The 24,769-nt window shown below is 41.5% G+C and carries 38 protein-coding genes and 1 pseudogene; 37 read left to right on the forward strand and 2 right to left on the reverse strand.

Annotated features, from left to right (window positions below; genetic code table 11):
* The first annotated feature begins 80 nt into the window (after positions 1–80).
* The 29 genes and pseudogenes from MMO38_RS11445 (at position 81) to rplQ (ending at position 14,585) form a co-directional block, all read left to right on the forward strand.
* Positions 81–809 carry a type 1 glutamine amidotransferase gene (locus tag MMO38_RS11445; RefSeq protein ID WP_004673010.1) on the forward strand — a complete coding sequence of 243 codons (729 nt, stop codon included), beginning with the start codon at positions 81–83 and terminating at the stop codon, positions 807–809.
* A 227-nt stretch (positions 810–1,036) separates the two neighbouring features.
* Positions 1,037–1,348, forward strand: coding sequence for a 30S ribosomal protein S10 (gene rpsJ / locus MMO38_RS11450; protein ID WP_000070912.1), 312 nt, complete (start codon positions 1,037–1,039; stop codon positions 1,346–1,348).
* A gap of 58 nt (positions 1,349–1,406) precedes the next feature.
* Entirely contained in the window at positions 1,407–2,045 is a 639-nt protein-coding gene (gene rplC / locus MMO38_RS11455; protein WP_004673009.1) for a 50S ribosomal protein L3, read from the forward strand.
* Between the two features lie 11 nt (positions 2,046–2,056).
* Positions 2,057–2,659 carry a 50S ribosomal protein L4 gene (rplD, locus tag MMO38_RS11460; RefSeq protein WP_004673007.1) on the forward strand — a complete coding sequence of 201 codons (603 nt, stop codon included), beginning with the start codon at positions 2,057–2,059 and terminating at the stop codon, positions 2,657–2,659.
* Complete coding sequence (gene rplW, locus MMO38_RS11465) at positions 2,656–2,976, forward strand: 50S ribosomal protein L23 (RefSeq protein WP_004673004.1); 321 nt, start codon at positions 2,656–2,658, stop codon at positions 2,974–2,976. The genes rplD and rplW overlap by 4 nt, the downstream gene beginning before the upstream one ends.
* An 11-nt stretch (positions 2,977–2,987) precedes the next feature.
* Positions 2,988–3,812, forward strand: a complete 825-nt coding sequence (rplB, locus tag MMO38_RS11470; RefSeq protein ID WP_004673002.1) for a 50S ribosomal protein L2 — start codon at positions 2,988–2,990, stop codon at positions 3,810–3,812.
* Between the two features lie 12 nt (positions 3,813–3,824).
* Positions 3,825–4,100: a 30S ribosomal protein S19 gene (rpsS, locus tag MMO38_RS11475; protein WP_004673001.1), complete on the forward strand. Its 276-nt coding sequence runs from the start codon at positions 3,825–3,827 to the stop codon at positions 4,098–4,100.
* 11 nt (positions 4,101–4,111) lie between these two features.
* A complete protein-coding gene (gene rplV, locus MMO38_RS11480; RefSeq protein ID WP_004672999.1) occupies positions 4,112–4,441 on the forward strand; it encodes a 50S ribosomal protein L22 in 330 nt (109 codons plus the stop codon).
* 1 nt (position 4,442) lies between these two features.
* Positions 4,443–5,259, forward strand: a pseudogene (gene rpsC / locus MMO38_RS11485) (30S ribosomal protein S3).
* Entirely contained in the window at positions 5,199–5,612 is a 414-nt protein-coding gene (gene rplP, locus MMO38_RS11490) for a 50S ribosomal protein L16 (protein WP_004672996.1), read from the forward strand. The pseudogene rpsC and the gene rplP overlap by 61 nt, the downstream one beginning before the upstream one ends.
* Positions 5,612–5,809: a 50S ribosomal protein L29 gene (gene rpmC, locus MMO38_RS11495; protein ID WP_000849927.1), complete on the forward strand. Its 198-nt coding sequence runs from the start codon at positions 5,612–5,614 to the stop codon at positions 5,807–5,809. The genes rplP and rpmC overlap by 1 nt, the downstream gene beginning before the upstream one ends.
* Positions 5,806–6,063, forward strand: a complete 258-nt coding sequence (rpsQ, locus tag MMO38_RS11500) for a 30S ribosomal protein S17 (protein ID WP_004672995.1) — start codon at positions 5,806–5,808, stop codon at positions 6,061–6,063. The genes rpmC and rpsQ overlap by 4 nt, the downstream gene beginning before the upstream one ends.
* Positions 6,064–6,155: 92 nt before the next feature.
* Positions 6,156–6,524 (forward strand): 50S ribosomal protein L14, encoded by a 369-nt coding sequence (rplN, locus tag MMO38_RS11505; protein WP_004657680.1) that lies wholly within the window; start codon positions 6,156–6,158, stop codon positions 6,522–6,524.
* A 9-nt stretch (positions 6,525–6,533) separates the two neighbouring features.
* The gene (gene rplX / locus MMO38_RS11510) at positions 6,534–6,851 is read left to right on the forward strand and encodes a 50S ribosomal protein L24 (RefSeq protein WP_004672994.1); all 318 of its coding nucleotides are present in this window, start codon (positions 6,534–6,536) and stop codon (positions 6,849–6,851) included.
* A 15-nt stretch (positions 6,852–6,866) separates the two neighbouring features.
* Positions 6,867–7,403: a 50S ribosomal protein L5 gene (gene rplE / locus MMO38_RS11515; protein WP_004672992.1), complete on the forward strand. Its 537-nt coding sequence runs from the start codon at positions 6,867–6,869 to the stop codon at positions 7,401–7,403.
* Positions 7,404–7,412: 9 nt separating this feature from the next.
* Positions 7,413–7,718, forward strand: coding sequence for a 30S ribosomal protein S14 (rpsN, locus tag MMO38_RS11520; protein WP_004672990.1), 306 nt, complete (start codon positions 7,413–7,415; stop codon positions 7,716–7,718).
* 11 nt (positions 7,719–7,729) lie between these two features.
* Positions 7,730–8,125 (forward strand): 30S ribosomal protein S8, encoded by a 396-nt coding sequence (gene rpsH / locus MMO38_RS11525; protein WP_004672989.1) that lies wholly within the window; start codon positions 7,730–7,732, stop codon positions 8,123–8,125.
* A gap of 13 nt (positions 8,126–8,138) precedes the next feature.
* Positions 8,139–8,672 (forward strand): 50S ribosomal protein L6, encoded by a 534-nt coding sequence (rplF, locus tag MMO38_RS11530; RefSeq protein WP_004672987.1) that lies wholly within the window; start codon positions 8,139–8,141, stop codon positions 8,670–8,672.
* Between the two features lie 14 nt (positions 8,673–8,686).
* Positions 8,687–9,037, forward strand: a complete 351-nt coding sequence (gene rplR, locus MMO38_RS11535; protein WP_004660364.1) for a 50S ribosomal protein L18 — start codon at positions 8,687–8,689, stop codon at positions 9,035–9,037.
* Positions 9,038–9,039: 2 nt separating this feature from the next.
* On the forward strand, positions 9,040–9,537 hold the full coding sequence (rpsE, locus tag MMO38_RS11540; protein WP_001141025.1) for a 30S ribosomal protein S5: 498 nt from the start codon (positions 9,040–9,042) through the stop codon (positions 9,535–9,537).
* 6 nt (positions 9,538–9,543) lie between these two features.
* Positions 9,544–9,720 carry a 50S ribosomal protein L30 gene (gene rpmD / locus MMO38_RS11545; protein ID WP_003653652.1) on the forward strand — a complete coding sequence of 59 codons (177 nt, stop codon included), beginning with the start codon at positions 9,544–9,546 and terminating at the stop codon, positions 9,718–9,720.
* Between the two features lie 3 nt (positions 9,721–9,723).
* Complete coding sequence (rplO, locus tag MMO38_RS11550; RefSeq protein ID WP_004672986.1) at positions 9,724–10,164, forward strand: 50S ribosomal protein L15; 441 nt, start codon at positions 9,724–9,726, stop codon at positions 10,162–10,164.
* A 45-nt stretch (positions 10,165–10,209) separates the two neighbouring features.
* A complete protein-coding gene (secY, locus tag MMO38_RS11555) occupies positions 10,210–11,529 on the forward strand; it encodes a preprotein translocase subunit SecY (protein ID WP_171063511.1) in 1,320 nt (439 codons plus the stop codon).
* A 20-nt stretch (positions 11,530–11,549) separates the two neighbouring features.
* A complete protein-coding gene (gene rpmJ, locus MMO38_RS11560; protein ID WP_000867907.1) occupies positions 11,550–11,666 on the forward strand; it encodes a 50S ribosomal protein L36 in 117 nt (38 codons plus the stop codon).
* 107 nt (positions 11,667–11,773) lie between these two features.
* Positions 11,774–12,130 (forward strand): 30S ribosomal protein S13, encoded by a 357-nt coding sequence (rpsM, locus tag MMO38_RS11565; RefSeq protein WP_004672984.1) that lies wholly within the window; start codon positions 11,774–11,776, stop codon positions 12,128–12,130.
* Positions 12,131–12,149: 19 nt separating this feature from the next.
* Positions 12,150–12,536, forward strand: coding sequence for a 30S ribosomal protein S11 (rpsK, locus tag MMO38_RS11570; protein WP_001040166.1), 387 nt, complete (start codon positions 12,150–12,152; stop codon positions 12,534–12,536).
* 12 nt (positions 12,537–12,548) lie between these two features.
* The gene (gene rpsD, locus MMO38_RS11575) at positions 12,549–13,175 is read left to right on the forward strand and encodes a 30S ribosomal protein S4 (protein ID WP_004672983.1); all 627 of its coding nucleotides are present in this window, start codon (positions 12,549–12,551) and stop codon (positions 13,173–13,175) included.
* Between the two features lie 18 nt (positions 13,176–13,193).
* Positions 13,194–14,201, forward strand: coding sequence for a DNA-directed RNA polymerase subunit alpha (rpoA, locus tag MMO38_RS11580; RefSeq protein WP_004672981.1), 1,008 nt, complete (start codon positions 13,194–13,196; stop codon positions 14,199–14,201).
* A gap of 18 nt (positions 14,202–14,219) precedes the next feature.
* Positions 14,220–14,585, forward strand: coding sequence for a 50S ribosomal protein L17 (rplQ, locus tag MMO38_RS11585; RefSeq protein ID WP_004672979.1), 366 nt, complete (start codon positions 14,220–14,222; stop codon positions 14,583–14,585).
* Between the two features lie 176 nt (positions 14,586–14,761).
* Here rplQ and MMO38_RS11590 read toward each other — a convergent pair whose 3' ends face one another.
* On the reverse strand, positions 14,762–15,178 hold the full coding sequence (locus MMO38_RS11590) for a hypothetical protein (protein WP_241323632.1): 417 nt from the start codon (positions 15,176–15,178) through the stop codon (positions 14,762–14,764).
* 440 nt (positions 15,179–15,618) lie between these two features.
* On the opposite strand from MMO38_RS11590, the gene MMO38_RS11595 reads away from it, so the two are divergent.
* Both MMO38_RS11595 and MMO38_RS11600 read left to right on the forward strand, forming a co-directional pair.
* Positions 15,619–17,109, forward strand: a complete 1,491-nt coding sequence (locus MMO38_RS11595; protein ID WP_004672977.1) for an NAD(P)/FAD-dependent oxidoreductase — start codon at positions 15,619–15,621, stop codon at positions 17,107–17,109.
* A 145-nt stretch (positions 17,110–17,254) separates the two neighbouring features.
* On the forward strand, positions 17,255–17,755 hold the full coding sequence (locus tag MMO38_RS11600) for a DUF2059 domain-containing protein (protein ID WP_241323633.1): 501 nt from the start codon (positions 17,255–17,257) through the stop codon (positions 17,753–17,755).
* A 52-nt stretch (positions 17,756–17,807) separates the two neighbouring features.
* Here MMO38_RS11600 and MMO38_RS11605 read toward each other — a convergent pair whose 3' ends face one another.
* On the reverse strand, positions 17,808–18,980 hold the full coding sequence (locus MMO38_RS11605; RefSeq protein WP_004672975.1) for an acyl-CoA dehydrogenase family protein: 1,173 nt from the start codon (positions 18,978–18,980) through the stop codon (positions 17,808–17,810).
* Between the two features lie 189 nt (positions 18,981–19,169).
* On the opposite strand from MMO38_RS11605, the gene MMO38_RS11610 reads away from it, so the two are divergent.
* The 6 genes from MMO38_RS11610 to MMO38_RS11635 all read left to right on the forward strand — a co-directional run bounded on the left by MMO38_RS11610 (position 19,170) and on the right by MMO38_RS11635 (position 24,724).
* On the forward strand, positions 19,170–19,427 hold the full coding sequence (locus MMO38_RS11610; protein WP_121928834.1) for a succinate dehydrogenase assembly factor 2: 258 nt from the start codon (positions 19,170–19,172) through the stop codon (positions 19,425–19,427).
* The gene (locus MMO38_RS11615; protein ID WP_241323634.1) at positions 19,414–19,809 is read left to right on the forward strand and encodes a hypothetical protein; all 396 of its coding nucleotides are present in this window, start codon (positions 19,414–19,416) and stop codon (positions 19,807–19,809) included. Before MMO38_RS11610 ends, MMO38_RS11615 begins: the two co-directional genes overlap by 14 nt.
* A gap of 210 nt (positions 19,810–20,019) precedes the next feature.
* On the forward strand, positions 20,020–20,226 hold the full coding sequence (locus MMO38_RS11620; protein ID WP_171063509.1) for a hypothetical protein: 207 nt from the start codon (positions 20,020–20,022) through the stop codon (positions 20,224–20,226).
* A gap of 358 nt (positions 20,227–20,584) precedes the next feature.
* A complete protein-coding gene (locus MMO38_RS11625; RefSeq protein ID WP_005193674.1) occupies positions 20,585–21,628 on the forward strand; it encodes a hypothetical protein in 1,044 nt (347 codons plus the stop codon).
* Between the two features lie 124 nt (positions 21,629–21,752).
* Positions 21,753–22,334, forward strand: a complete 582-nt coding sequence (rrtA, locus tag MMO38_RS11630; RefSeq protein WP_004672965.1) for a rhombosortase — start codon at positions 21,753–21,755, stop codon at positions 22,332–22,334.
* Between the two features lie 179 nt (positions 22,335–22,513).
* Positions 22,514–24,724 (forward strand): TRAP transporter large permease subunit, encoded by a 2,211-nt coding sequence (locus tag MMO38_RS11635; protein ID WP_241323635.1) that lies wholly within the window; start codon positions 22,514–22,516, stop codon positions 24,722–24,724.
* Positions 24,725–24,769 lie beyond the last annotated feature (45 nt).

Raw genomic sequence — 24,769 nt, forward strand, 5'->3', positions numbered from 1 at the left:
CAGATAGAACACTCTGACTTAGAACTGGCTTTATTTTTGCTAAGAATTATTATCATTCTAACTAAAATAGGTTTTAGCGCATGAAGTCGCATTTAAGAGTGCATTATTTTCAGCACATCGCAGGTGAAGGTTTTGGAAGTTGCTACGATTACTTAAAGGCAAATCAAGCAAAAATTACCGCAACTGAATTTTTCGCTTTACCCGTTGATTTACCACTCGAATTGGAAGCATTGCCAAGGGTAGATGAGGTCGATCTGCTGATTATTATGGGTGGAACGATGAGCGTCAATGATGAGGTGAATTATCCTTGGTTGAAGCTAGAAAAAAGATGGTTGCGTCGTTATCTGGCAGCAGGTAAGCCAGCGATTGGTTTGTGTTTGGGTGGTCAGTTGATCGCAAATGCGTTGGGTGCGGCAGTGAGTCGAAATCCTCATCAGGAATTGGGCTGGATGGATGTCGGCAGAGCGACGCATATCCCAGAAAATTGTTTTCAAATTCCTGAGAAAATTAACATTATGCAATGGCATAGTGAGACTTTCGAAATACCACGCGGTGGTGTGCATTTGGCTGAAAATAGCGTGTGTCGCAATCAGATGTACCAGATTGGGCGCAATGTGCTTGGTTTTCAATTTCATCCTGAAATTACGCCGCATGCTTTACATCTTTTGATCGAGAATGAGGAAGATGCGGCTGTATTTAATGGTGAGTACGTACAACCGATATCTGAGCTAAAAAGAACCCTGAAAAGCAAATTTGAGCAAGGAAATCGTTTGCTTAATCAAGCGATAGACTACGTAGTGAGCGCATAAGGCAGGTTAAAATCTAAAAATAAAAAAGAAGAATTGCATAAGACTTAAACAATCGCTATAATGAGCGTCCCTCAATAGGAGGGCGTTTACTGCGAGTAAAGTAGTAAATGCATGACAGTCGTGGCATCGATCACGACCATAGTGATTTTCACTGCCCTTGACACTTACCTAAAAGGTGAGGTGCGTCATGGGTGATTCTTTATATATTTGGCTTGGAGTTTACTGGTATGTCTAACCAGAGAATTCGTATCCGTTTGAAGTCTTTTGATCATCGTCTGATTGATCAATCTGCTCAAGAGATCGTAGAAACCGCTAAGCGTACTGGCGCACAAGTGTGTGGTCCAATTCCGATGCCTACTCGCATCGAACGCTTCAACGTTCTTACTTCACCACACGTCAACAAAGACGCACGTGATCAGTATGAAATCCGCACATACAAACGTTTGATCGATATCGTTCAACCAACAGATAAAACTGTTGATGCATTGATGAAGTTAGATCTTGCTGCTGGTGTAGATGTTCAGATCGCTTTGGGTTAAGGCTTTCGGTTGATTAACGTTTAAGTTAATTAGGCCGCTTTTTTAGAGGTTTATGCACATGGCTATTGGTTTAGTCGGTCGCAAATGTGGTATGACTCGCATCTTTACAGATGCTGGTGTATCTGTACCTGTTACAGTTATCGAAGTCGATCCAAACCGCATTACGCAAATCAAAACACTTGAAACTGATGGTTATCAAGCAATTCAAGTAACTACTGGTGAACGTCGCGAATCGCGCGTAACTAACGCTCAGAAAGGTCACTTCGCGAAAGCGGGTGTTGCTGCTGGTCGTTTGGTTAAAGAGTTCCGTGTTACTGAAGCTGAGCTTGACGGTCGTGAAGTTGGTGGTTCTATCGGTGTTGACATGTTTACAGTTGGTCAAGTAGTTGACGTAACTGGTCAATCAAAAGGTAAGGGCTTCCAAGGTGGTGTTAAGCGTTGGAACTTCCGTACGCAAGATGCTACTCATGGTAACTCGTTGTCTCACCGTGTTTTAGGTTCTACAGGTCAAAACCAGACACCTGGTCGCGTGTTCAAAGGCAAGAAAATGGCCGGTCACTTAGGTGATGAACGCGTAACAGTTCAAGGTCTTGAGATTGTATCTATTGACGCTGAACGTTCTGTTTTAGTTGTTAAGGGTGCTATTCCTGGTTCAACTGGCGGTGACGTTATCGTGCGTCCTACCATCAAGGCCTGAGGGGAAATACTGTGAATTTAAAAACTGTTTCCGGCTCTGCTGTTGAATTGTCTGAAGTTGCTTTCGGACGTGAATTTAACGAAGCTCTTGTACACCAAGTTGTTACAGCTTATTTAGCTGGTGGTCGTCAAGGTACTCGTGCTCACAAATCACGTGCAGATGTTTCTGGCGGTGGTAAAAAACCATTCCGTCAAAAAGGTACTGGTCGCGCTCGTGCGGGTTCTATTCGTAGCCCAATCTGGGTAGGTGGTGGTAAAACTTTTGCTGCTCGCCCACAAGATTGGTCTCAAAAAGTAAACCGTAAGATGTATCGCGGCGCAATGCAATGTATCTTAGCTGAACTTGTTCGCCAAGATCGCCTTGTGTTAGTTGAAGAGTTTGCTGTTGCAGCTCCAAAAACTAAAGAATTGCTTGCTAAACTTAACGACTTGAATGCAACTCGTGCATTGATCATTACAGATGCTGTAGATGAGAACTTGTATCTTGCAGCGCGCAACCTTCCACACGTAGATGTGGTAGATGCAACTGCGATTGATCCTGTTAGCTTGATCGCATTTGATAAGGTTGTAATGTCTGTAGCTGCTGCTAAGAAAATTGAGGTAGAACTCGGATGAACAACGAACGTATCTATCAAGTCCTTCAAGGACCAGTATTCTCAGAAAAAGCACAAGTTTTAGGTGATACTGCTGGTGTTCAAGTGTTCAAAGTTGCGCTTAATGCCAACAAACTTGAAATCAAAAAAGCAGTTGAGCAACTCTTTGGTGTTGAGGTTGTTAAAGTAAACACAACAATCACTAAAGGTAAAACAAAACGCTTTGGTAAAACATTAGGACGTCGTTCTGATGTGAAAAAAGCATACGTCACCCTGAAAGCTGGCCAAGATGTTGAAATGGCTGACTTGGGCGATACCGCTGAAAACGCAGCGGAATAAGGACGAGAATTATGCCAATTCAAAAATGTAAGCCAACGTCTCCAGGACGTCGCTTTGTAGAGAAAGTGGTTCATAGCCATCTCCACAAAGGTGCACCTTATGCGCCGTTGGTTGAAGCAAAAAAACGTACTGGTGGTCGTAATAATAATGGTCACATCACTACACGTCATGTAGGTGGTGGTCATAAACAAAACTATCGTATTGTTGACTTTAAACGTAATAAAGATGGTATTCCTGCGACTGTAGAGCGTATTGAATACGATCCTAACCGTACAGCTCATATTGCTTTAGTTCTATATGCTGATGGTGAACGTCGTTATATCATTGCGCCAAAAGGCCTACGTGCTGGTGATAAAGTTCAATCTGGTAACGATGCTCCAATTCGTCCAGGTAACTGCTTGCCGCTTCGTAACATGCCAATCGGTTCTACCTTGCACAACCTTGAACTTAAAATCGGTAAAGGTGCTCAATTAGCACGTTCTGCTGGTACTTCAGTTCAGTTGTTGGGTCGTGATGGTTCTTACGCTATTGTTCGTTTACGTTCAGGTGAAATGCGCAAAGTCCATGTTGAATGTCGTGCTGTAATTGGTGAAGTTTCTAACCAAGAAAGCAACCTTCGTTCATTGGGTAAAGCTGGTGCTTCACGCTGGCGTGGTATTCGTCCTACCGTTCGTGGTATGGCGATGAACCCGGTTGACCATCCACACGGTGGTGGTGAAGGACGTAGTAAAGGTATTCAGCCTGTAAGTCCATGGGGTCAAAAAGCTAAAGGGTACAAGACACGTACCAATAAGCGTACGACTAAGATGATTATTCGCGACCGTCGCGTCAAGTAAGGAATCTGAATAATGCCTCGTTCATTAAAAAAAGGTCCATTCGTCGACGCACATTTGTTCGCTAAAGTTGAAGCTGCTATTGCTGCTAACAACCGTAAGCCGATCAAAACTTGGTCACGTCGTTCAATGATCCTACCAGACTTTGTTGGTTTAACAATTTCTGTTCACAATGGTCGTAACCATGTTCCAGTAATTATTTCTGAGCATATGGTTGGTCATAAACTCGGTGAATTCGCGCCAACTCGTACCTATCGTGGTCACGGTGTTGATAAGAAGTCTAAACGTTAATAGGTGCTATGATGGAAGTAACTGCAAAATTACGCGGTGCCGCTATCTCGGCACAGAAAGCACGTTTAGTTGCTGATTTGATCCGTGGTAAATCGATCGCGCGCGCGCTAGATATTCTAAATTTCAGCAACAAGAAAGCGGCTGTGCTTGTTAAAAAAGCACTTGAATCTGCGATCGCGAATGCTGAACACAATAACAGCTTAGATGTTGATGACCTTAAAGTAACTACGATTTACGTTGATGAAGGTGTAAGCCTTAAGCGTATCATGCCACGTGCTAAAGGCCGTGCAGATCGTATTACTAAGCGTACTTGTCACATCACCGTTAAGGTAGGGGTTTGATATGGGTCAGAAGGTTCATCCAATCGGTATCCGCCTGGGTGTTGTGAAACGCCATAACGCTAACTGGTATGCGAGTCCGAAACAATACGCTGAATATTTACTTAAAGATCTTCAAGTTCGTGAGTTTTTAAATAAAAAACTTAAGAATGCGATGATTAGTAATATTCTTATCGAACGTCCTACTGGCGCTGCTAAAGTAACTATTAGCACTGCCCGTCCAGGTATCGTAATCGGTAAAAAAGGCGAAGATATCGAGAAATTACAGCGCGAACTCACCACTATTATGGGTGTTCCAGCTCAAGTAAGCATCAATGAAATTGATCGCCCAGACTTGGACGCGCGTTTAGTTGCTGAAGCAATTGCTTCACAATTAGAAAAGCGTGTGATGTTCCGTCGTGCTATGAAGCGTGCGGTACAAAACACAATGCGTGCTGGCGCTAAAGGTATCAAAGTTGAAGTTTCTGGTCGTTTAGGTGGTGCAGAGATTGCTCGTACTGAATGGTATCGTGAAGGTCGTGTACCTTTGCATACACTTCGTGCAGACATCGACTACGCAACTGTACGTGCTGAAACAACTTACGGTACGATTGGTGTTAAAGTTTGGATTTTCCGTGGCGAGATCTTAGGTGGCATGAAACAAGTCATGAACCCTGCTCCTGCTGAAGATCGTCCAGCTAAACGTGGTCGTGGTCGTGGTGAAGGTCAAGAGCGTCGTGGTCGTCGCGGTGACCGTGCTGCTGACAAGGGAGAATAATCCATGTTGCAACCTAAACGTACCAAATTCCGTAAAGTGCACAAAGGCCGTAATACTGGTCTAGCGCATCGTGGTAGTACAGTATCATTTGGTTCGATCGCAATTAAAGCAACTGAACGTGGTCGTATGACTGCGCGTCAAATTGAAGCTGCGCGTCGTACCATTAGCCGTCGTATTAAACGTGGTGGTAAAATCTTCATCCGTGTATTCCCGGACAAACCAATTACTGAAAAACCATTAGAAGTTCGTATGGGTAAAGGTAAGGGTAGTGTGGAATACTGGGTTTGTCAGATTCAACCAGGTAAGATCCTGTACGAAATTGAAGGTGTTAGCGAAGAGTTAGCGCGCGAAGCATTTGCTTTGGCTGCAGCTAAACTTCCGTTTAAAACCACTATCGTGACTCGGACGGTAATGTAATGAAAACTAAAGATCTACGTGAAAAATCGGTAGAAGAGTTGAAAGCTTTGCTTGATGAGCAACAGCTTAACCAATTCCGTCTTCGTATGGCGAAAGCAACTGGTCAATTGGGTAAATCGCACGAAGTGCAAATTGCTCGTAAAACTATTGCTCGTATCAAGACACTCCTTACCGAAAAACAGGGGAACGGACAATGAATGAAAAAACAGTCCGCACGTTAACCGGCAAAGTCGTAAGCGACAAAATGGACAAGTCTATTGTTGTGCTTATTGAACGCCGCGTTCAACACCCGTTGTATGGCAAATCAATCCGCCGTTCAACTAAATTACACGCTCATGATGAGAACAACGTTGCTAAAACTGGCGACCTAGTGACCATTAAAGAAAGCCGCCCAATTTCTAAAACTAAAGCTTGGGCTTTAGTGGAAGTCGTTGAAGCAGCTGCTGAGTAATTAGACGTTCTTGTTGCATCATCGGGCGATTTCGAGTACTCTTTGAGCCTTTCGAAATTGTGACCGGTGATGCTCGGTTTTGGAGTAGGGCAATGATTCAAACCGAAAGTATGCTCGACGTAGCAGACAACAGTGGTGCACGCCGCGTACAATGTATCAAAGTACTAGGTGGTTCACATCGTCGTTATGCTTCTGTTGGCGACATTATTAAAGTTACTGTAAAAGAAGCAATTCCACGCGCACGTGTTAAAAAAGGTGACGTAATGAATGCTGTAGTTGTTCGTACAAAGTTCGGCATTCGTCGTCCAGATGGATCTGTGATCCGTTTTGATGATAACGCTGCTGTTATTTTGAACAACAATAAAGCTCCGATTGCTACTCGTATCTTCGGACCGGTGACTCGTGAACTTCGTACTGAACAGTTCATGAAAATCATTTCATTGGCTCCTGAAGTTCTATAAGAGGCAATCATGGCTAAGATTAAAAAAGGCGATCAAGTAATTGTGATCGCAGGTAAAGAGAAAGGCAAACAAGGTATCGTTTTGTCTGTTTCTGAAGATCGAGTTAAGGTTGAAGGCCTTAACTTAGTGAAGAAGCATCAGAAGCCAAACCGTGTAACTGGCGCCGAAGGCGGTATTGTTACTCAGGAAGCTTCGCTTCATATTTCAAACGTGGCAGTTTTTAATGCTACAACCCAAAAGGCTGACCGTGTTGGTTACCAAGTGATTGATGGCGCTAAAACGCGTGTATTCAAATCAAATGGTGAATCAGTGGCGACAGCGAAGTAATAGGTTGAAAAGGCAATGGCCAGACTTAAAGCACGTTACAATGACGAACTTAAAGCAAAGTTACTAGAAGAACTTGGCATTAAGAATGTGATGGAAATTCCTCGCATCACAAAAATCACCCTTAACATGGGTGTAGGCGCAGCTGCAACTGATAAGAAATTATTAGATGGCGCTGTTGCTGATATGCAACTCATTGCTGGTCAAAAACCAGTTGTGACGCTTGCTCGTAAATCGATTGCTGGTTTCAAAATCCGTGATGGTTGGCCAATTGGTTGTAAAGTTACTTTACGTGGCGACCAAATGTACGAATTCTTGGATCGTTTGATCTCTATCGCAATCCCTCGTATCCGTGACTTCCGTGGTTTCTCAGCGAAATCATTTGATGGTCGTGGTAACTACTCTATGGGTTTAAAAGAGCAAATCGTTTTCCCTGAAATCGATTTTGACAAAATTGATCGTATCCGTGGTTTAGACATCACGATTACGACCACTGCTCGTAGCGATGACGAAGGCCGTGCGCTTATGCGTGCATTCGGCTTCCCGTTCAAATAAGAGGTCGATATGGCTAAGAAAGGTATGATTAATCGCGAATTGAAACGCGAACAGACAGTTGCTAAATACGCTGCAAAACGTGCTGAATTAAAAGCAACGATTGCAAATGTAAATGCAAGTGAGGAAGAACGTTTCAATGCGATGTTAAAGTTACAGGCATTGCCACGTAATGCATCTCCAGTGCGTCTTCGTAACCGCTGTGGTTTAACTGGTCGTCCTCATGGTTACTTCCGTAAGTTCGGTTTAGGCCGTAACAAATTACGTGAAACAGTAATGCAAGGTGATGTACCGGGCGTTGTTAAGGCAAGCTGGTAAGGAGCGACTAAATGAGTATGCAAGATACCGTTGCCGACATGCTAACCCGTGTTCGTAACGCACAAATGGCAAAGAAACAAACTGTTTCTATGCCTTCTTCTAAGTTGAAGGTTGCTATTGCAAACGTACTTCAACAAGAAGGTTATATTTCAAATGTAGAAGTTGCTCAAGAAGAGATTAAATCTACTTTGACAATTACGTTAAAATATTTCGAAGGCAAACCAGTTATCGAAACGGTTAAACGTGTAAGCCGTCCAGGCCTACGCCAATACCGTGGTAAAGATAAACTACCTAGCGTTAAGCAAGGTTTGGGTATTGCAATTGTTTCTACAAGCAAAGGCATCATGACTGATCGCGCTGCACGTGCTGCAGGCGTTGGTGGTGAAGTTATTGCTTTTGTTTCTTAATAGGTGATTCCTCATGTCTCGTGTGGCTAAAGCCCCAGTAACTGTGCCGAATGGTGTAACAGTTACTCAGAACGGCCGGCAGGTCGAAGTGAAAGGCAGCAAAGGTACATTGTCTTTCAACCTGCATGCGCTGGTCGAGCTAAAACAGGAAGAAGGTAATCTTCAACTTGCTCCGGCTAAAGAGTCGAAAGACGCTTGGATGCAAGCTGGTACTGCTCGCGCTGTATTGAACAACCTTGTAAAAGGTGTTAGTGAAGGCTTCGAACGTAAGTTACAGCTTGTTGGTGTTGGTTATAAAGCTGCGGTTAAAGGTACTGTTGTAAACCTTAACCTTGGTTACTCACACCCGATTGACTACGCTTTACCTGAAGGTGTAACAGCGGAAACTCCAACTGCAACTGAAATCGTATTGAAATCAGCAAACAAGCAGTTGTTAGGTCAAGTGGCGGCGGAAATCCGTGCATATCGTTCTCCTGAACCATATAAAGGTAAAGGTGTTCGTTATTCGGATGAAGTTATTCTTCGTAAAGAAGCTAAGAAGAAATAAGGCGCGAGGTTCTTATGAACGAAAAGAAACAAACCCGTTTGCGTCGTGCGAAAAGCACACGCTTGCACATTCGTGCATTGGGTGCGACTCGTTTGTGTGTAAACCGCACTCCGCGTCACATCTATGCTCAAGTTATTTCAGCAGATGGTGGAAAAGTTTTAGCGCAAGCTTCAACTTTGGATGCATCTTTGCGTAGTGGTGCGACTGGTAATATCGATGCAGCAACTAAGGTTGGTGCTTTAATCGCAGAACGTGCTAAAGCAGCTGGCGTTACTAAAGTTGCATTTGACCGTTCTGGTTTTAAATATCATGGTCGTATCAAAGCCTTGGCTGATGCTGCTCGTGAAGGCGGCTTGGAGTTCTAATCATGGCGAAAGTTGAACAAAACGAAGGTCTCGTTGAAAAGCTGGTTGCCGTTGATCGTGTAGCCAAAGTTGTTAAGGGTGGTCGTATCTTCTCTTTCACAGCATTAACTGTTGTGGGTGATGGTAATGGGCGCGTAGGTTTTGGTCGTGGTAAAGCACGTGAAGTTCCAGCTGCTATCTCTAAAGCACTTGAAGCTGCTCGTCGCAACATGATTACTGTAGACCTTGCGGGGACTACTTTACAGCACCCTGTGAATGCTCGTCATGGTGCAAGCCGTGTATACATGCAGCCTGCTTCTGAAGGTACTGGCGTAATTGCTGGTGGCGCGATGCGTGCTGTTCTTGAAGCTGCTGGTGTACATAACGTACTTGCTAAATGTTACGGTTCTACTAATGCTGCTAACGTAGTAAACGCGACTTTCAAAGGTTTGCGTGATATGACTTCTCCTGAGAAAGTCGCTGCGAAACGTGGTAAATCAGTAGAAGAAATTCAAGGGTAATCAATCATGAAAACGATTAAAGTTACCCAGACTAAATCTTCTTCGCATCGTTTAAAAAATCATAAACTTTGCCTACAGGGTTTAGGTCTGCGTCGTATTGGTCATACTGTAGAAGTGCAAGATACGCCTTCTAACCGTGGTATGGTCAACAAAGTTTACTATATGGTTAGTGTAGAGGAATAAGCCATGACTCTGCGTTTAAATGAACTTGCACCAGCAGAAGGTGCTAAGCGTGACAACCGTCGTTTAGGCCGTGGTATTGGTTCAGGCGTTGGTAAGACTGGTGGCCGTGGTGTCAAAGGTCAAAAATCACGTAAAAGCGGTGGTACTCGTCCAGGCTTTGAAGGTGGTCAAACAGCACTTTATCGTCGTTTGCCAAAATTCGGCTTCACTAGCCAAATTGCTTTGAAAACTGCTGAAGTACGTTTGTCTGAGTTGAATAAAGTGGAAGGTGATGTAGTTAGCCTTGAAACTTTAAAAGCTGCGAATGTAGTTCGTCGTGACCAAATTCGTGCTCGCATCGTGCTTTCAGGTGAAATCACTCGCGCGTTCACTGTACAAGGTGTTACGTTGACTAAAGGCGCTAAAGCTGCTGTTGAAGCAGCTGGCGGTAAGGTCGAGGAGTAATCTCGAGTGTCTATGACTCCTAGTTCTTCAGGTCATGTTAACATGATGAAAGGCCAACCATTTCATGTGAAATACCGTGAAATTATTCGTCGATTAATGTTCTTGATTGGCGCGTTGTTGGTCTTTCGACTAGGAGCGCATATTCCGTTGCCAGGCATTGACAGTGTGGCACTAGCGAGCTTTTTTAAGGCTAATGAAGGTACCTTCTTAGGCTTATTTAATATGTTCTCTGGTGGCGCATTGGAGCGCATGTCAATTCTAGCGTTAGGGATTATGCCGTACATTTCTGCATCAATTATTGTGCAGTTGATGTCTACGGTGGTTCCTTCGTTAGAAGCTTTGAAAAAAGAAGGCGAGCAAGGCAAACGTAAAATCAATCAATACACACGTTACGGCACCTTATTTCTTGCACTCGTGCAGGGTATAGGGATGTGTGCTGGTTTGATTAGTCAGGGTATTACTTTGACATCAGGCTTGGCATTTTATGTTCCAGCAGTGACTTCGCTTGTTGCAGGAACAATGTTTTTGATGTGGTTGGGAGAACAGATTACCGAACGTGGTGTTGGTAATGGTATCTCAATGATCATTTTTGCAGGTATTGTGGCTGGTTTGCCAAATCTTGTAATTCAGTCGTTCTCGTCTGTTCAGAATGGTCAAGGTAGTTTAATTGGATTAGCTGTCTTCGGTTTATTATCGTTAGCAGTTCTCGCTGCGATTGTGTTTATTGAAAAAGCACAACGTCGTATTCCAGTGAACTATGCTCAAAAACAGCAAGGTCGTCGGGTGTTTACTGCACAGCAAACGCATTTGCCATTAAAAATTAATATGGCGGGTGTTATTCCAGCGATTTTCGCAAGCTCACTGTTATTATTTCCAGCGAGTTTGGGGCAATGGTTAGGGAGTGCTGATCCAAATGCAGGGATTGTAAAACGTAGTCTGCAAGACTTGGCATTGGTGTTATCGCCTGGACAGCCGTTGTATTTGATGCTCTTTGGCGGGTTAATTATTTTCTTCTGTTATTTCTATACGGCACTCGTTTTTAGTCCGAAAGAAGTTTCAGAGAATCTAAAACGTAGCGGAGCATATGTGCCTGGTATCCGTCCAGGTGAGCAAACGGCTCGTTATTTAGATCATATTCTTAACCGTTTGACGTTTATTGGTGCAATTTACATTACCGTGGTGTGTTTAATGCCAATGGTTCTGCAAAGTTCGTTTGGTATTCCATTCCATTTGGGTGGGACATCATTGTTGATTGTTGTTGTCGTAGTCATGGATTTCATGGCACAACTTCAAGCACACCTTACTTCGCATCAATATGATAATCAAACGTTAATGAGAAAAACGACTGCTCATCCGAAGGGATAAGCGCACTTAGAGGTTTCATCATGAAAGTACAAGCTTCTGTAAAGAAAATTTGTGGTAGCTGTAAAGTTATCCGTCGTAATGGGGTTATTCGCGTAATTTGTAGCGCAGAACCTCGTCATAAGCAGCGTCAAGGTTAATTTAATTAAGACCTGTTGATTTCAGTAGGCTAATTAGGTTATTATCCGCCCCTCAAGATTTTTGTGGGGCGGTTGATTATCTCTGCTGCCTTTTTGGAGAAAAGTGAATGGCTCGTATTGCCGGTGTAAACATTCCGGATAACAAGCATGCTGTTATCTCCCTCACGTATATTTTTGGTGTCGGCCGCCATACAGCTAAGAATATCTTAGCTGCTGTTGGTATTGCTGGAACTACAAAAATCCGTGAGTTGGACGATGCACAGCTTGATGCGATTCGTGCAGAAGTTGCTAAGGTTCCAACCGAAGGTGATTTACGTCGCGAAATTTCCATGAACATTAAACGTTTAATGGATTTAGGCTGCTACCGTGGTCTTCGTCATCGTCGCAGCTTGCCTGTCCGTGGTCAACGCACCAAAACTAACGCACGTACCCGTAAAGGTCCGCGCAAACCGATTAAAAAGTAAGATTTCTGGAAGCTAAAAGATGGCTAAAGATACTCGCACACGCAAGAAGGTCACTCGTACCGTCTCTGAAGGTGTTGCACACATTCACGCTTCTTTTAATAACACCATTGTAACGATTACCGATCGTCAAGGTAATGCATTGGCTTGGGCTACCTCTGGTGGACAAGGCTTCCGTGGTTCACGTAAATCAACTCCGTTTGCTGCTCAGGTAGCTGCTGAAGTTGCTGGTAAAGCAGCTTTGGATTACGGTTTGAAAAACCTAGACGTCCTTGTAAAAGGTCCTGGTCCAGGTCGTGAGTCTGCGGTTCGTGCATTAGGCGCAGTGGGTTATAAAATTAACAGCATTACCGATGTGACGCCAATTCCTCACAACGGTTGCCGTCCACCTAAAAAACGTCGCGTGTAAGGAGAAACATTCATGGCTCGTTATATTGGTCCAAAATGCAAACTCTCTCGCCGCGAAGGGACAGACCTGCAACTTAAATCAGGCGTTAAACCGTTTGATGTTAAAACCAAAAAGCACAATAAAGCACCTGGTCAACATGGTGCGGCTCGTGGTGGTAAGCAATCTGAGTATTCACTACAATTACGTGAAAAACAAAAAGTACGTCGTATGTACGGTGTGTTAGAACGTCAATTTAGTAATTACTATAAAGAAGCTGCTCGTGTGAAAGGCGCAACAGGTGAAAACTTGTTGAAATTGCTCGAAAGCCGTCTTGATAACGTTGTTTATCGCATGGGTTTTGGTTCTACACGTTCAGAAGCTCGTCAGTTAGTCAGTCACCGTTCTATTACTTTAAATGGTCGTCGTGTAAACATTGCGTCTATTCAAGTAAAAGCGGGTGATGTAATTGCGGTACATGAAGGTGCTAAGCAACAATTGCGTATTAAAAATGCAATTGAATTAGCTGCTCAACGTGGTACACCTGCTTGGATGGAAATTGATCATTCTAAGTTGGAAGGTACGTTCAAAGCTGCACCAGATCGTTCTGATTTACCTGCTGAAATCAACGAAAGCTTGATTGTAGAATTGTATTCTAAATAATCCTTGAGGTAGCAATAAATGACGCGTACTGCAAACGAGTTTCTAACTCCGCAAGCGATCAAGGTCGAAGCGGTGAGCGGGACCTCGGCAAAAGTGATTCTGGAACCTTTAGAGCGTGGCTTTGGTCATACTCTAGGTAATGCTTTACGTCGCATTCTATTGTCTTCTCTGCCTGGCGCTGCTGTGGTAGAGGTAGAAATAGAAGGCGTCGAGCACGAGTACAGTACTTTAGAAGGCTTGCAGCAGGACATCGTCGAGCTCTTGCTGAACCTAAAAGGATTGTCTATTAAGCTGTTCGATCAAAACGAAGCATATTTGACATTAGAGAAACAAGGTGCAGGTGACGTAACAGCAGCTGACCTTCGTTTACCTCATAATGTTGAAGTGGTTAACCCTGATCATTTAATTGGTACTTTGAGTTCTTCTGGTTCATTAAAAATGCGCCTTAAAGTTTCTCAAGGTCGTGGTTATGAAACATCTGACTCTCGTTTCCCGGAAGGCGAAACACGTCCTGTAGGTCGTTTACAGTTAGATGCTTCTTATAGCCCGATTAAGCGCGTGTCTTACACAGTTGAAAATGCTCGTGTAGAACAACGTACTGATCTTGATAAGCTAGTGATCGATCTTGAAACTAATGGTACTGTTGATCCAGAAGAAGCAATCCGCAAAGCGGCAACAATCTTGCAACAACAAATTGCAATTTTTGTTGATCTTCAGAAAGATCAAACACCTGTGGCTCAAGAACCTCGCGAAGAAGTTGACCCAATCTTGCTTCGTCCAGTAGATGATCTCGAGCTAACTGTTCGTTCTGCTAACTGTTTGAAGGCAGAAAATATTTACTACATTGGTGATCTTGTTCAACGTACTGAAGTTGAGTTGTTAAAAACTCCAAACTTAGGTAAAAAATCGTTAACTGAGATCAAAGATGTTTTGGCATCGAAAGGTTTACAACTCGGCATGCGTTTAGAGAACTGGCCACCAGCTAGTCTCCGTATGGATGACCGTTTTGCCTATCGTAGCCGTTAATTAAGTAGGACTATCACCATGCGTCATCGTAATAGTGGTGTGAAATTAGGCCGTACAAGCAGCCACCGTAAGGCGTTGTTCCAAAATTTAACAAATGCTTTAGTTGAGCACGAGTTAATTAAAACAACTTTGCCTAAGGCGAAAGAACTTCGCCGCGTTGCTGAGCCTTTAATCACTTTGGCTAAAAACGATACAGTAGCAAACCGTCGTTTAGCGTTTGCTCGTACTCGCTCTGCAGCAACTGTTGGTAAATTATTTACCATTCTTGGCCCTCGTTACAAAGAACGTAACGGCGGTTATCTTCGTGTTCTTAAAGCGGGCTTCCGTGCAGGTGATGCTGCACCGATGGCTTACGTTGAACTCGTTGACCGTGAAGTAAAATAATACTTCTACGTGTAGAACAGTTGTTCAAAAAAGGTTGGCGAAAGCCAACCTTTTTTATTGTGTATTTTAAAAAATTGAAATATCTCAGCCCTTTTCAATAAAAAATTAATGTAATAACTATTTTTTAATATTTATGAAATAGGTTTTGTATAGATAAACCTTAAATGAAGAGCATTTTACTTTTTCAATTGTCCAGAAATCCAATATCCATGATTAGAACAAGTCTTTGGAATTATAGGCGTAACATTTGTTGGTTCTAGATCGTGTAAACCACCACTCAAGGTTATTTGGTCACCAATAAATATAGACTTACCTGTAAAACCCTCAATGATAGTAATTTTTCCATCAAAAGAGTTTTCTAATTTACTATCATGATGCCAAATGATTAAAGGACCTGAATCATTCCCTAATCGAATACAGCCATTTTTATCTACATATAATGAAGAATGAACAGATGAAAGCATTGAAATATTATTTCTGCTTTTATTTATGATTAATACCGGTGTCGTAAAAAACTTTATGGGAGCTTGATTTATACACCCTGAAAATAATATGCTCAAAAGTAGAAAAATAGATAAATATTGTATTTTCATATGGTTCTATATAGTCATTGAACTCTAAACTTTAGTTTAAATTATCTAAAATTGTAATACAGCTTATACGAAATCTTTGATGTGTTACCTGAAGCATCAAAAAACTTATTGTAAGCAGTTTTAGAGTTCAGTGCGCTAGAATGCCTCTAAAGTCTTTATATTGTCTGGCGCTCTTTATTTGGTCAGTATTACACTTTTCTTTTCATCATAAGTTAAAACTAACTAGCTAAAGCATCTAGATAGGAGTGGTGTATAGCTAAGCTAACTCTTGATTGGCTAAAACAGACACCCAGTCGGAAAATTCGAGATGTATGAGCTCCAATTTTTCTGCAAAATGTCCCGAACTGATATAAAAAAACCGATGAATGACTAAACTTGACATTGTGTATTGTCAAATTTGTGCTTTAATAAACTCATGATTTCTACTAGGTATAAAAAAAATGGAAAAGCAAGTTGATGTTCTAATTATTGGCGCAGGAATCTCTGGGATTGGCTCTGCTGTGCATATTTCTAAAAACTGTCCACAACGTAGTTTTGAAATCTTAGAGCGTCGTGAAAGTTTTGGTGGAACTTGGGATTTATTCCGTTATCCAGGGATTCGCTCTGACTCTGATATGTCAACTTTTGGTTTTAATTTTAAGCCATGGGCGAAAGAAAAAGTTTTGGCAAGTGGTCCAGAAATCAAGGGTTACCTCGCTGAAGTTATTAACGAATTTAAGTTAAAAGAAAAAATTCATTTTGGTCATCGTGTCCTTTCTGCAAACTATGATTCTGCTAAGAAAAAATGGTTGGTTGAAATAGAAGACAGCAACAAGAAAAAACAAACTTGGTCAGCAAATTTTGTAATGGGTTGTACTGGCTACTACAATTATGATCAAGGTTATGCACCAACATTTCCTCATCAAGAAGATTTTAAAGGTCAATTGATCCATCCACAGCATTGGCCAGAAAATTTAGATTATAAAGGTAAGAAGGTTGTTATCATCGGTAGTGGTGCAACAGCTATTACTCTCGTTCCTTCAATGGTGAAAGGTGGAGCAGGGCATGTCACGATGTTACAGCGCTCACCCTCGTATATTGCAAGCATTCCTTCGATTGACTTTATTTATGAAAAGACCCGTAAATTTATGTCAGAAGAAACTGCATATAAATTTACCCGCGCACGTAATATCGGGATGCAACGTGCAATTTATGCACTTGCACTAAAACATCCGAAAACAGTACGTCGTTTATTGTTGAAAGGTATTGAATTACAGCTTAAGGGTAAAGTAGATATGAAACACTTTACACCTAGCTACAATCCTTGGGATCAACGTTTATGTGTTGTACCTGATGGTGATTTGTTCAAAGCACTGCGTGAAGGTCAAGCCAGTGTTGAAACGGATCAAATTGAGAAGTTCACTGCGAATGGCGTATTATTGAAGTCTGGAAAGCACTTGGAAGCTGATATTGTCATTTCTGCAACAGGTTTAGAAATTCAGATTCTAGGTGGTGTGAAAGGTTCGATAGATGGTAAGCCAATGAATACCTCTCATCATATGCTGTATCAAGGTGTGATGGTCAGTGATGTTCCGAATATGGCGATGATCATTGGTTATATCAATGCATCTTGGACTTTAAAAGTGGATGTTGCTGCTGACTACATTTGTCGCTTGCTCAATCACATGGACCAGAATGGCTTTGACGAAGTCATTGCTTTGGGTAACCAAGCTGATTTAATGGAAGATACTGTAATGGGGAGCTTGTCATCAGGTTATATCGCCCGTGCTGCTGATGTAATGCCTAAACAAGGTCGTCGTGCCCCTTGGAAAGTAACCAACAACTACCTTGCTGATCGTAAAGAATTGAAAAATGCGAAATTTAATGATGGCGTTTTACAATTTAGTAAACGTGACGAGCAAGCAGATCGTAAACCAAAATTAGTGTCATAATGGTTTAATTGAAGTAAACAAGCCTTATGCAAATGCATAGGGCTTTTTGTTTAAATGTTGAATGGATATTTTTTAAATAATTTAAATAATTTAAATATCGAGTATATTGAGCACATTAAAAAAATTGATCAGCAAGGAAAGTGTGATGAAGCAAATACTAATTTTGGGGACTTTATTATTGAGTACTTTTTCTTTTGCAAGTGATGTCAAACAAAAAGAAGTGATCGCGCAAAAGTTGGTGTCTATTGATGGAACAGAGCAAGGTCTGCAAAGTACTGACAAGATGATTTTAGAGCAAATCCGTATGCGTTTGCCGAAAGATATACCAGAAAGCTTTTATGTGGATTTAGTTAAAAACTTAAATAGTGAGCAAAGAAAGCAATTTATTGTTCAGCGCTATGTCGAAACGTTTAGTCAAAAAGAATTACAAGCGGCATTAACTTTTTATCAATCTACTGAAGGAAAAGTTTGGGCAAAAAAAGCAAGTGAGGTGGGGAGCGAGGTTGCACATTTCACCACACAACATGCACGAACTGCTTTGAACACGACCATGCAGCAGCATATTGAAAATCCGACGGTAAAACAATTAATGGCACGGATGAATCCTATATCTAGTCAACCTTCTGATAAGGTTGAGCCAAAGTAAATGCAAAAGGAATAGTGCTGATGCACTATTCCTTTTTTGGTTTCGGTTTTGATTACAAGGTACGTGAAATAAGTTCTTTCATGATTTCATTGGTACCCGCATAGATACGGTTGGCACGGTTGTCGATATAAGCACGTGCAATTGGATATTCCAGCATATAGCCATAACCGCCATGTAATTGTAAGCATTCATCTACAACTTTTGAGAACATGTCAGAGATTTTGTATTTAGCTGCTGCTGCTGCATCCACCCCTAAATTTTCTTCTAGCTGTAATTCCATGCAACGATCTAGGTAGGTACGACAGAAATCAATTTCAGTTCGTAACTCTGCCAGTTTAAAACGAGTGTTTTGGAAGGTACTAATTGCTTTGCCAAATGCTTTACGGTCTTTGGTGTATTGCACTGTATGAGCAAAGGCAGCTTCAGCACCTGCTTGGCAAATGATCGCAACCAGCATACGTTCCCACGCAAGCTCTTTCATCAGCATCATGAAGCCCATACCTTCCATACCAAGAAGATTTTCTTTGGGTACACGCACATCATCAAAGAACAATTCACAGGTATCTTGACCTTTCATGCCGATTTTATTCAAAGGTTTACCTTTACTAAAACCTGCGCGGTCTGCTTCAACAATAATCAGAGATAAGTTGGCTGAACCTTTTTCATTGTTGCCTGTTTTACAGACGACAATAGCCATGTCACAGAGATAGCCGTTGGTAATAAAGATTTTAGAGCCATTAATCACATATTCATCGCCATCAAGCACGGCTGTGGTGCGAACGGCTTGTAAATCTGAACCTGTTCCTGGTTCTGTCATCGCAATCGCTGTAACGGCTTCACCTGTTGCCATTTTCGGTAGCCATTGTTGTTTTTGCGCGTCATTGCCAAAGTTATTGATATAGTTGGCAACGATATCTGAGTGCAAAGAAAACCCTGTGCTTGAGTCCATTGCATAAGCTTGCTCTTCAATCAGAATCATGCTGTACAGTCGATCTACACCTGAGCCACCATATTCTTCAGGCATGGTGGTGCAGAGTAAGCCAAGTTCACCTGCTTTATTCCACAAATCACGATCGACGTGTTGTTGTTGCTCATATTTTTCAATATTTGGAACAACTTCTTTTTCATAAAACTTACGGACGGTTTCGCGAAATGCTTCATGATCGGAAGTAAATAGTTTACGCGGTAACATATTTGGAATTGGACGAATAGCACCTGATTGCATTTGTTATTTTTTCCCTAGTCTATTGGATTTAAAAATCATCCTTATCACGATACAAGAAATCGAAAATATTGAACAATGTGATCAATGCTCAATTTGATTGATGTATTTGGTCACTTGAGAAAAATCTCTGCGAACTTTATGGGACGATCGAGTACACTATGGGGAAATTGTTGCGTAGTGGAACAAAGCATGTCTGAAGAAATGACACTGGAAGAACGTAAGGTAATTTATCGTGCACGTCGGGGATTAAAAGAAATCGATGTGTATTTTGACCCTTATGTTAAAAATTACTATCTCAGTGCAGATGTCGCGGAAAAAGCATTATTTGCAGAGTTGGTCGATCAAGAAGATCCTGATTTGCTAGATTGGTTTATGGAGGTAGGTGAGCCACCGCGCACCGAATTGAAGGACTTCATTTTGAAATTAAAACACTATGTACATGGCTAACCGTGTTTTTGAGTTGCAATACAGTCGCTTTGCTATTGTTTTGCAACTCTTTATTTTTATTATCATTATATGTTTATTATATCGATTGCTCTCTATACCGTTATGGTTGCTCAGCATTGTTATCATGGCGGTTGCTTGGTTTGTATTTCAAAAAAAACCTCAAATACAACGCTTTGAATATTTAGACGGTCAAGAATGGTCTTTTTGTTTCCGTCATTTGCCTCACTCGATTCAACATAGAAAAATCCGACAGATTATTGATCACCAATGCTATATCGTGATCTATTTTTATGATCCTTTGCATCCCCCATGTATCATTTGGTGGGATCAATTGTCAGTTTCACAGTGGAAAAACCTGAAAATACTGGCAAAACTTGCTTGATTGTTAGACAACTCCATGGTCGTGTGTTTTAAATAAAATAATAATATTCAATATCTTATGTGATTTTATCACTTGTGTGTTCTAAATTGTTAGATTAAATACTCTAAAATTTCCTGAAAATTATGATTGTCCGACAATATGGCGATCAAGTTGGGTGCGTTTTGGTTAAAGTACAAACACCAACGTAAAGTATGGTGGAGGTCCAAAATGATGGAAATTCCAACATGGTCGTTTCTGGTGATTGCAGTCATTTTTGCAATTGTAGTAGGAAGAGCAGGAACTTTACTCAGGGAACTTCTTGAGTCACATCAATCTAAGATTGGAGTGAACAAGAGAAAGAGATTGAAGGTGTCATCAATATATCATACTCCCATGAACATTGATGATGAGCGCCAATCTAGTGTCTATCAAAAGTAGACACACAAAGTGTAGGAGGTCTCTATGGAGATTTCAATGTGGATGTTTCTAGTAATTGCAATCGTTATGGCGATTGTTGTAGGAAGAGCTGGAACGTTACTTAAGGATTATTTTCAACAAAACTAAAATGTAAAAAGTTTCACGATTTTACCAGTTAATAAGTAGCATGTGCTGAACCGTCGCAATGCTACTTTTTTTTGCCTGAAATTCCTGTATTCCCAAATATCTGTCAATTCATTGTTCTGTGAAGTGTGTCAAGATATCTATGTCAAAATTAGAGCAATTACTCTTTAACTCGAGTATGGCATCTGATAAGGTACGATTAAAAGGAAAATAAATTAATTAGAGGACAGGAAGTATGTCTAGACTGCATAAAGTTGGACAGGGCGTGGCGGTTGCGTTTTTAACAACATCGATGTTAACAGGGTGTTCGTATGTGATTAAAACTGGGGCAAATGTTGCTCTAGGTTTTGGTGAAAGACATATTGTACCGCCAATTTTAGCAATGGATGATGCTGAAATGGTGTGTAACTCGGGGAATGCTTTAACGCCGGCTGTGATGTCGACCAAAGAGATGGGGGCTGATCCAACGCGGATGGCGGTATTGTTGTATACAGCATCTGGTGTTTGTGCTGAAAATCAAGCATTGGAAGCAGAACTACGTTATTTGCGAGCAGCAAAAGCAGGACAAATTACTGAAGCACAAGATGCGCGTATCGAACAAAAACGTTGGGCAGCGATTGCGGCTCAACGTCAATATACCAGTTATCAGCTTTTCGCAAACCGCTGGGAAACGAAATATAAATATAAATTAGGCGACTCCTGCCCAACTATGCGTAATGATCTAGATCAAACGGTGTATTTGCTAGGGATGGTAAATGGCTTGCAAGCAATGACCAATGATATTAATTCTGGTGGTTCAGTCAACGTACCTAAAGATATCGCAGGGATTGTTGAGCGCGGCATGGCCTGTTTGGATAATGAAAAATATTGGGGTGCGCCAATGGCGACCCGTGCAGTGATTTGGACCTTATTACCTGGTGCTGGCGATGGAAAACCTGAACCTTATGCAACCATGAAAGAGTCAATGCAAATTGGTGAGAAAAAAGGTGTTCGTTTAGCGCATGCATTATATGCTGTTGCCGCTCAAGCAAGCGGTGATGATGCGAAAATGCGTGATGCGTTACGTTCTTATGCTGCTGCCTCAGGTGAAGACAAACCAGCAAATCCTCAATTTAGACTAGTTGACCAAATGGCTGGCTTGATGGTGCGTGGTATTGCAGACCGTTATTGGACTGAAAATACGGGTGTACGAGCAAGTGATGAGGGCTTATCTTCATTTTGGGATGAAGAAAAACAAAGTTCATCAGAATTAGATGCATTATTCGATGGTGATGAATAACGATCTGTTCCAGCAGTAAACCTGTTGAGTAACTTGAATTAAACGACCTTTTACAGTTCTCAGTGAACAAATTATTTATGATTTGTGCATCGTAAAAGGTCTGTTTTTGAAGAGGTGTAGATAAATGAAAGATCAAATATGGATACGGAAAGTCATTTTGATCGCTGTATGTATTTCAATATCAGCGAGCTTACAAGTCTTTGCTGATCATTTTATTTATTGGAAACCGAGTTTACTCACAGAGTTCTGGCGTTTATGGACGGCGCATTGGGTGCATGTTGGATGGATGCATTTTTTATTGAATATGTTGGCATTCGCATGTTTGCCGTTCATTTTCCCTCATGTACTTAATCGACATTTATGCGCACTGTTATTGATCCTGCCGCCATTTATCAGCCTCATTTTTTATTTTTATTTGCCTTATATTGATGCTTATGCTGGATTGTCTGGTGTTCTGCATGGTTTATATACTGCGGTGAGTTTGGTGTATTTGCAGTATCCGAAAGAACGTAAGTTTGCCATATTAGTTTTGGTCTTGATTGCTGCAAAGTTACTTTGGGAAAATACCTTTGGACAAGCAGGCACAGCTCAGTTAATCGGTAGCCCCGTGTTAACGGAGGCACATTTGATTGGTGCGATTGGCGGTGTGTTAAGTGGTTTAGCTTATTTATCGATAAAAAGGAAAGGTAGAACGCAGGCAAATTGATAAAAACAACCTATAAAAAAGTGATTGTAGTCATTCTTTTTTGGAAAAGATTGCTGCAAATTTAAGCGGTTTAAAAGGGACTGGTGATTCAAAGGGTAAATTCATTTATCTATCAACCATGGATATCGCATGATTCAACATCTTTGGATGGATGTTGAAAACAATAAATTGGAATAGACATGCAAAATGATCAAGAGAAAAAGTCTGGATTAGGTCTACTGAGTTATATCTGGACAGAGTGGATATCAGCCTTTGTTATTCTCATCTTACTCTTAGTAACACTCGTGATTGGTACGGGTGAGATGATCCATGGGCAGTTATTACGTATGGGTGAACGTCTGTACGGCGATCCGAATATTGGGATGCAATATTCGTTTCTACGGGCTGAACCGAGTAAGCCAACCTGTGATCGTAACCCAAATATCGATGCACAAGTTCAAGAGCAAATGAAGATCAATGCTGCGGATGAGTTTGCAAGCATGTTCGGTGTTGCTTCAGAATCTGATGTTCGTTCTTCATTACTGGCTGCACAACAACAGTGTGAAGAAAAATATGTATTCTATGATAAAGCAATGGCGCATATTGAAGCGAATCCGAGTGTTCGTACCTATCGTACGATAGAGACGTCCTTTTTCGGCATTTTTAAATTTGGCTCTGAAAACCGTGCATTATTGTTAGTCATTATGGTGGTGTTTGCTGCTATTAGTGCCACGATTAAATCACATCATATTGGATTACGTAGCCCAGCAACCCGAATCGATTTCCGTATTTATAATACGGCAATGGTATTAGGTAATGGTTTACTTACTTCTTCCGTGATTAGCCAATACAACTCGGTACTTAATTCTGGTGTACCTTTTGCCTCTGGCATGAATGTGATTTATTGGTTATGGATGATTTTATTTGGATCATTGACCTTAATTAGTCTATTCCATTTGATTAAATCACCACCGCCAACTCGTGAAGGAGGTAATGTTGGTTTAGCCTTCTTGAGTATCCCGTTATATGCTTATATGGCGATTAACACTGGGGTTGCATTTACTTTCTTCATGGACTATCCAATGGGGCAAGGTATTTATCTGGGGCAGTTGGTTGAATTGTCGAATATTTTCTTGAATTTAGCCTTGTTTATTTGGGCGGGTATGTTGCTCAAGCAAACCCGTATTGTTGATTTATTCCTCAATATCTTACGTCCTTGGAATCTGGCTCCAGAGACTTTAACTTGGTTGATCCTTATTGCAGCGGCATTACCAACAGCCTATACAGGTGCATCAGGTATTTTCGTTATTGCAGCCGGTGCGATTATTTATAAAGAAGTGTGGAATGCGGGTGGTCGTCGTCAGTTTGCATTGGCAGCAACAGCACTCTCTGGTTCATTGGGTGTGGTATTACGTCCATGTTTATTAATCGTTGTCGTAGCATCTTTAAATAAAGAAGTGACAACTGATTTACTTTATACACATGGTATGTATGTCTTCTTATTGACTTCAACCTTGTTCTTAATCATTTCTTTGTTCTTTGCAGAGCAAAAATTCCGCATTTCACCGCCGAAAATTGCTTTGCCTAAATCATTGCGTGCGTTTGTTCCTGTAGCACCATATATCGTAATCTTTATTCTGATTTGGTTATTCTACAAACATGCATTGTCAACGGATCTAAATGAATTTACAGCACCAGTGATGATGCCAGTAATTCTATTGTTGATGGTATTGTTTGATAAGTTGCGTAAAGAACCTGCGCCACTAGCGCCAGTTGGGCATTGGGACAGTACGTTAAACACGTATACTGCGCCGCCAGATGGTTCACAACCTACACCGAAAGTGAATCCTGCAGATGATCCTCGCAACCCAGAGCGTAAAGTTCCATTTGGAAAAGCTTTACATCTCTCAACAACTGAAACAGTCGGTCATATTGGTGCCTTGATTATCCTCATGGCATTGTCTGTCAGCGTAGGTGGTTTCTTAGAACATATTGAAGTGATGGAAGCATTCCCGCGTGACATCAGTAGTATGTTTATTGTGATCAGTTTAGTGGTTGTGTTCATGGTTCTCGTCGGGATGATCATGGATCCATTTGGTGCGGTAATTTTGATTTCTGCAACGGTTGCACCTGTGGCTTATCAATATGGTGTAGATCCTGTTCATTTCTGGATGATTGCATTGGTTGGTTTTGAGTTAGGCTATGTCACACCACCTGTTGCCTTGAATCACTTATTGGCACGACAAGCAATTGGTGATGATGAAGTACGAGCAGCCGACGAAGAAGTGAAGCATTTGTCCTTCTACTATCGTTTCGAGCGCTGGATATTGCCATTATTGGTAATGGTCCCAGCAATCCTGATTGTTGCGTATATTCCTTATTACTTTAAGTTGTTTGGTTGGTACCAATAAGCAGTGAATAAAAAAGCACCTTCGGGTGCTTTTTTATTTTCTGTA

It is taken from the genome of Acinetobacter sp. NIPH 1852, from assembly GCF_022549455.1.
Lineage (GTDB): Bacteria > Pseudomonadota > Gammaproteobacteria > Pseudomonadales > Moraxellaceae > Acinetobacter.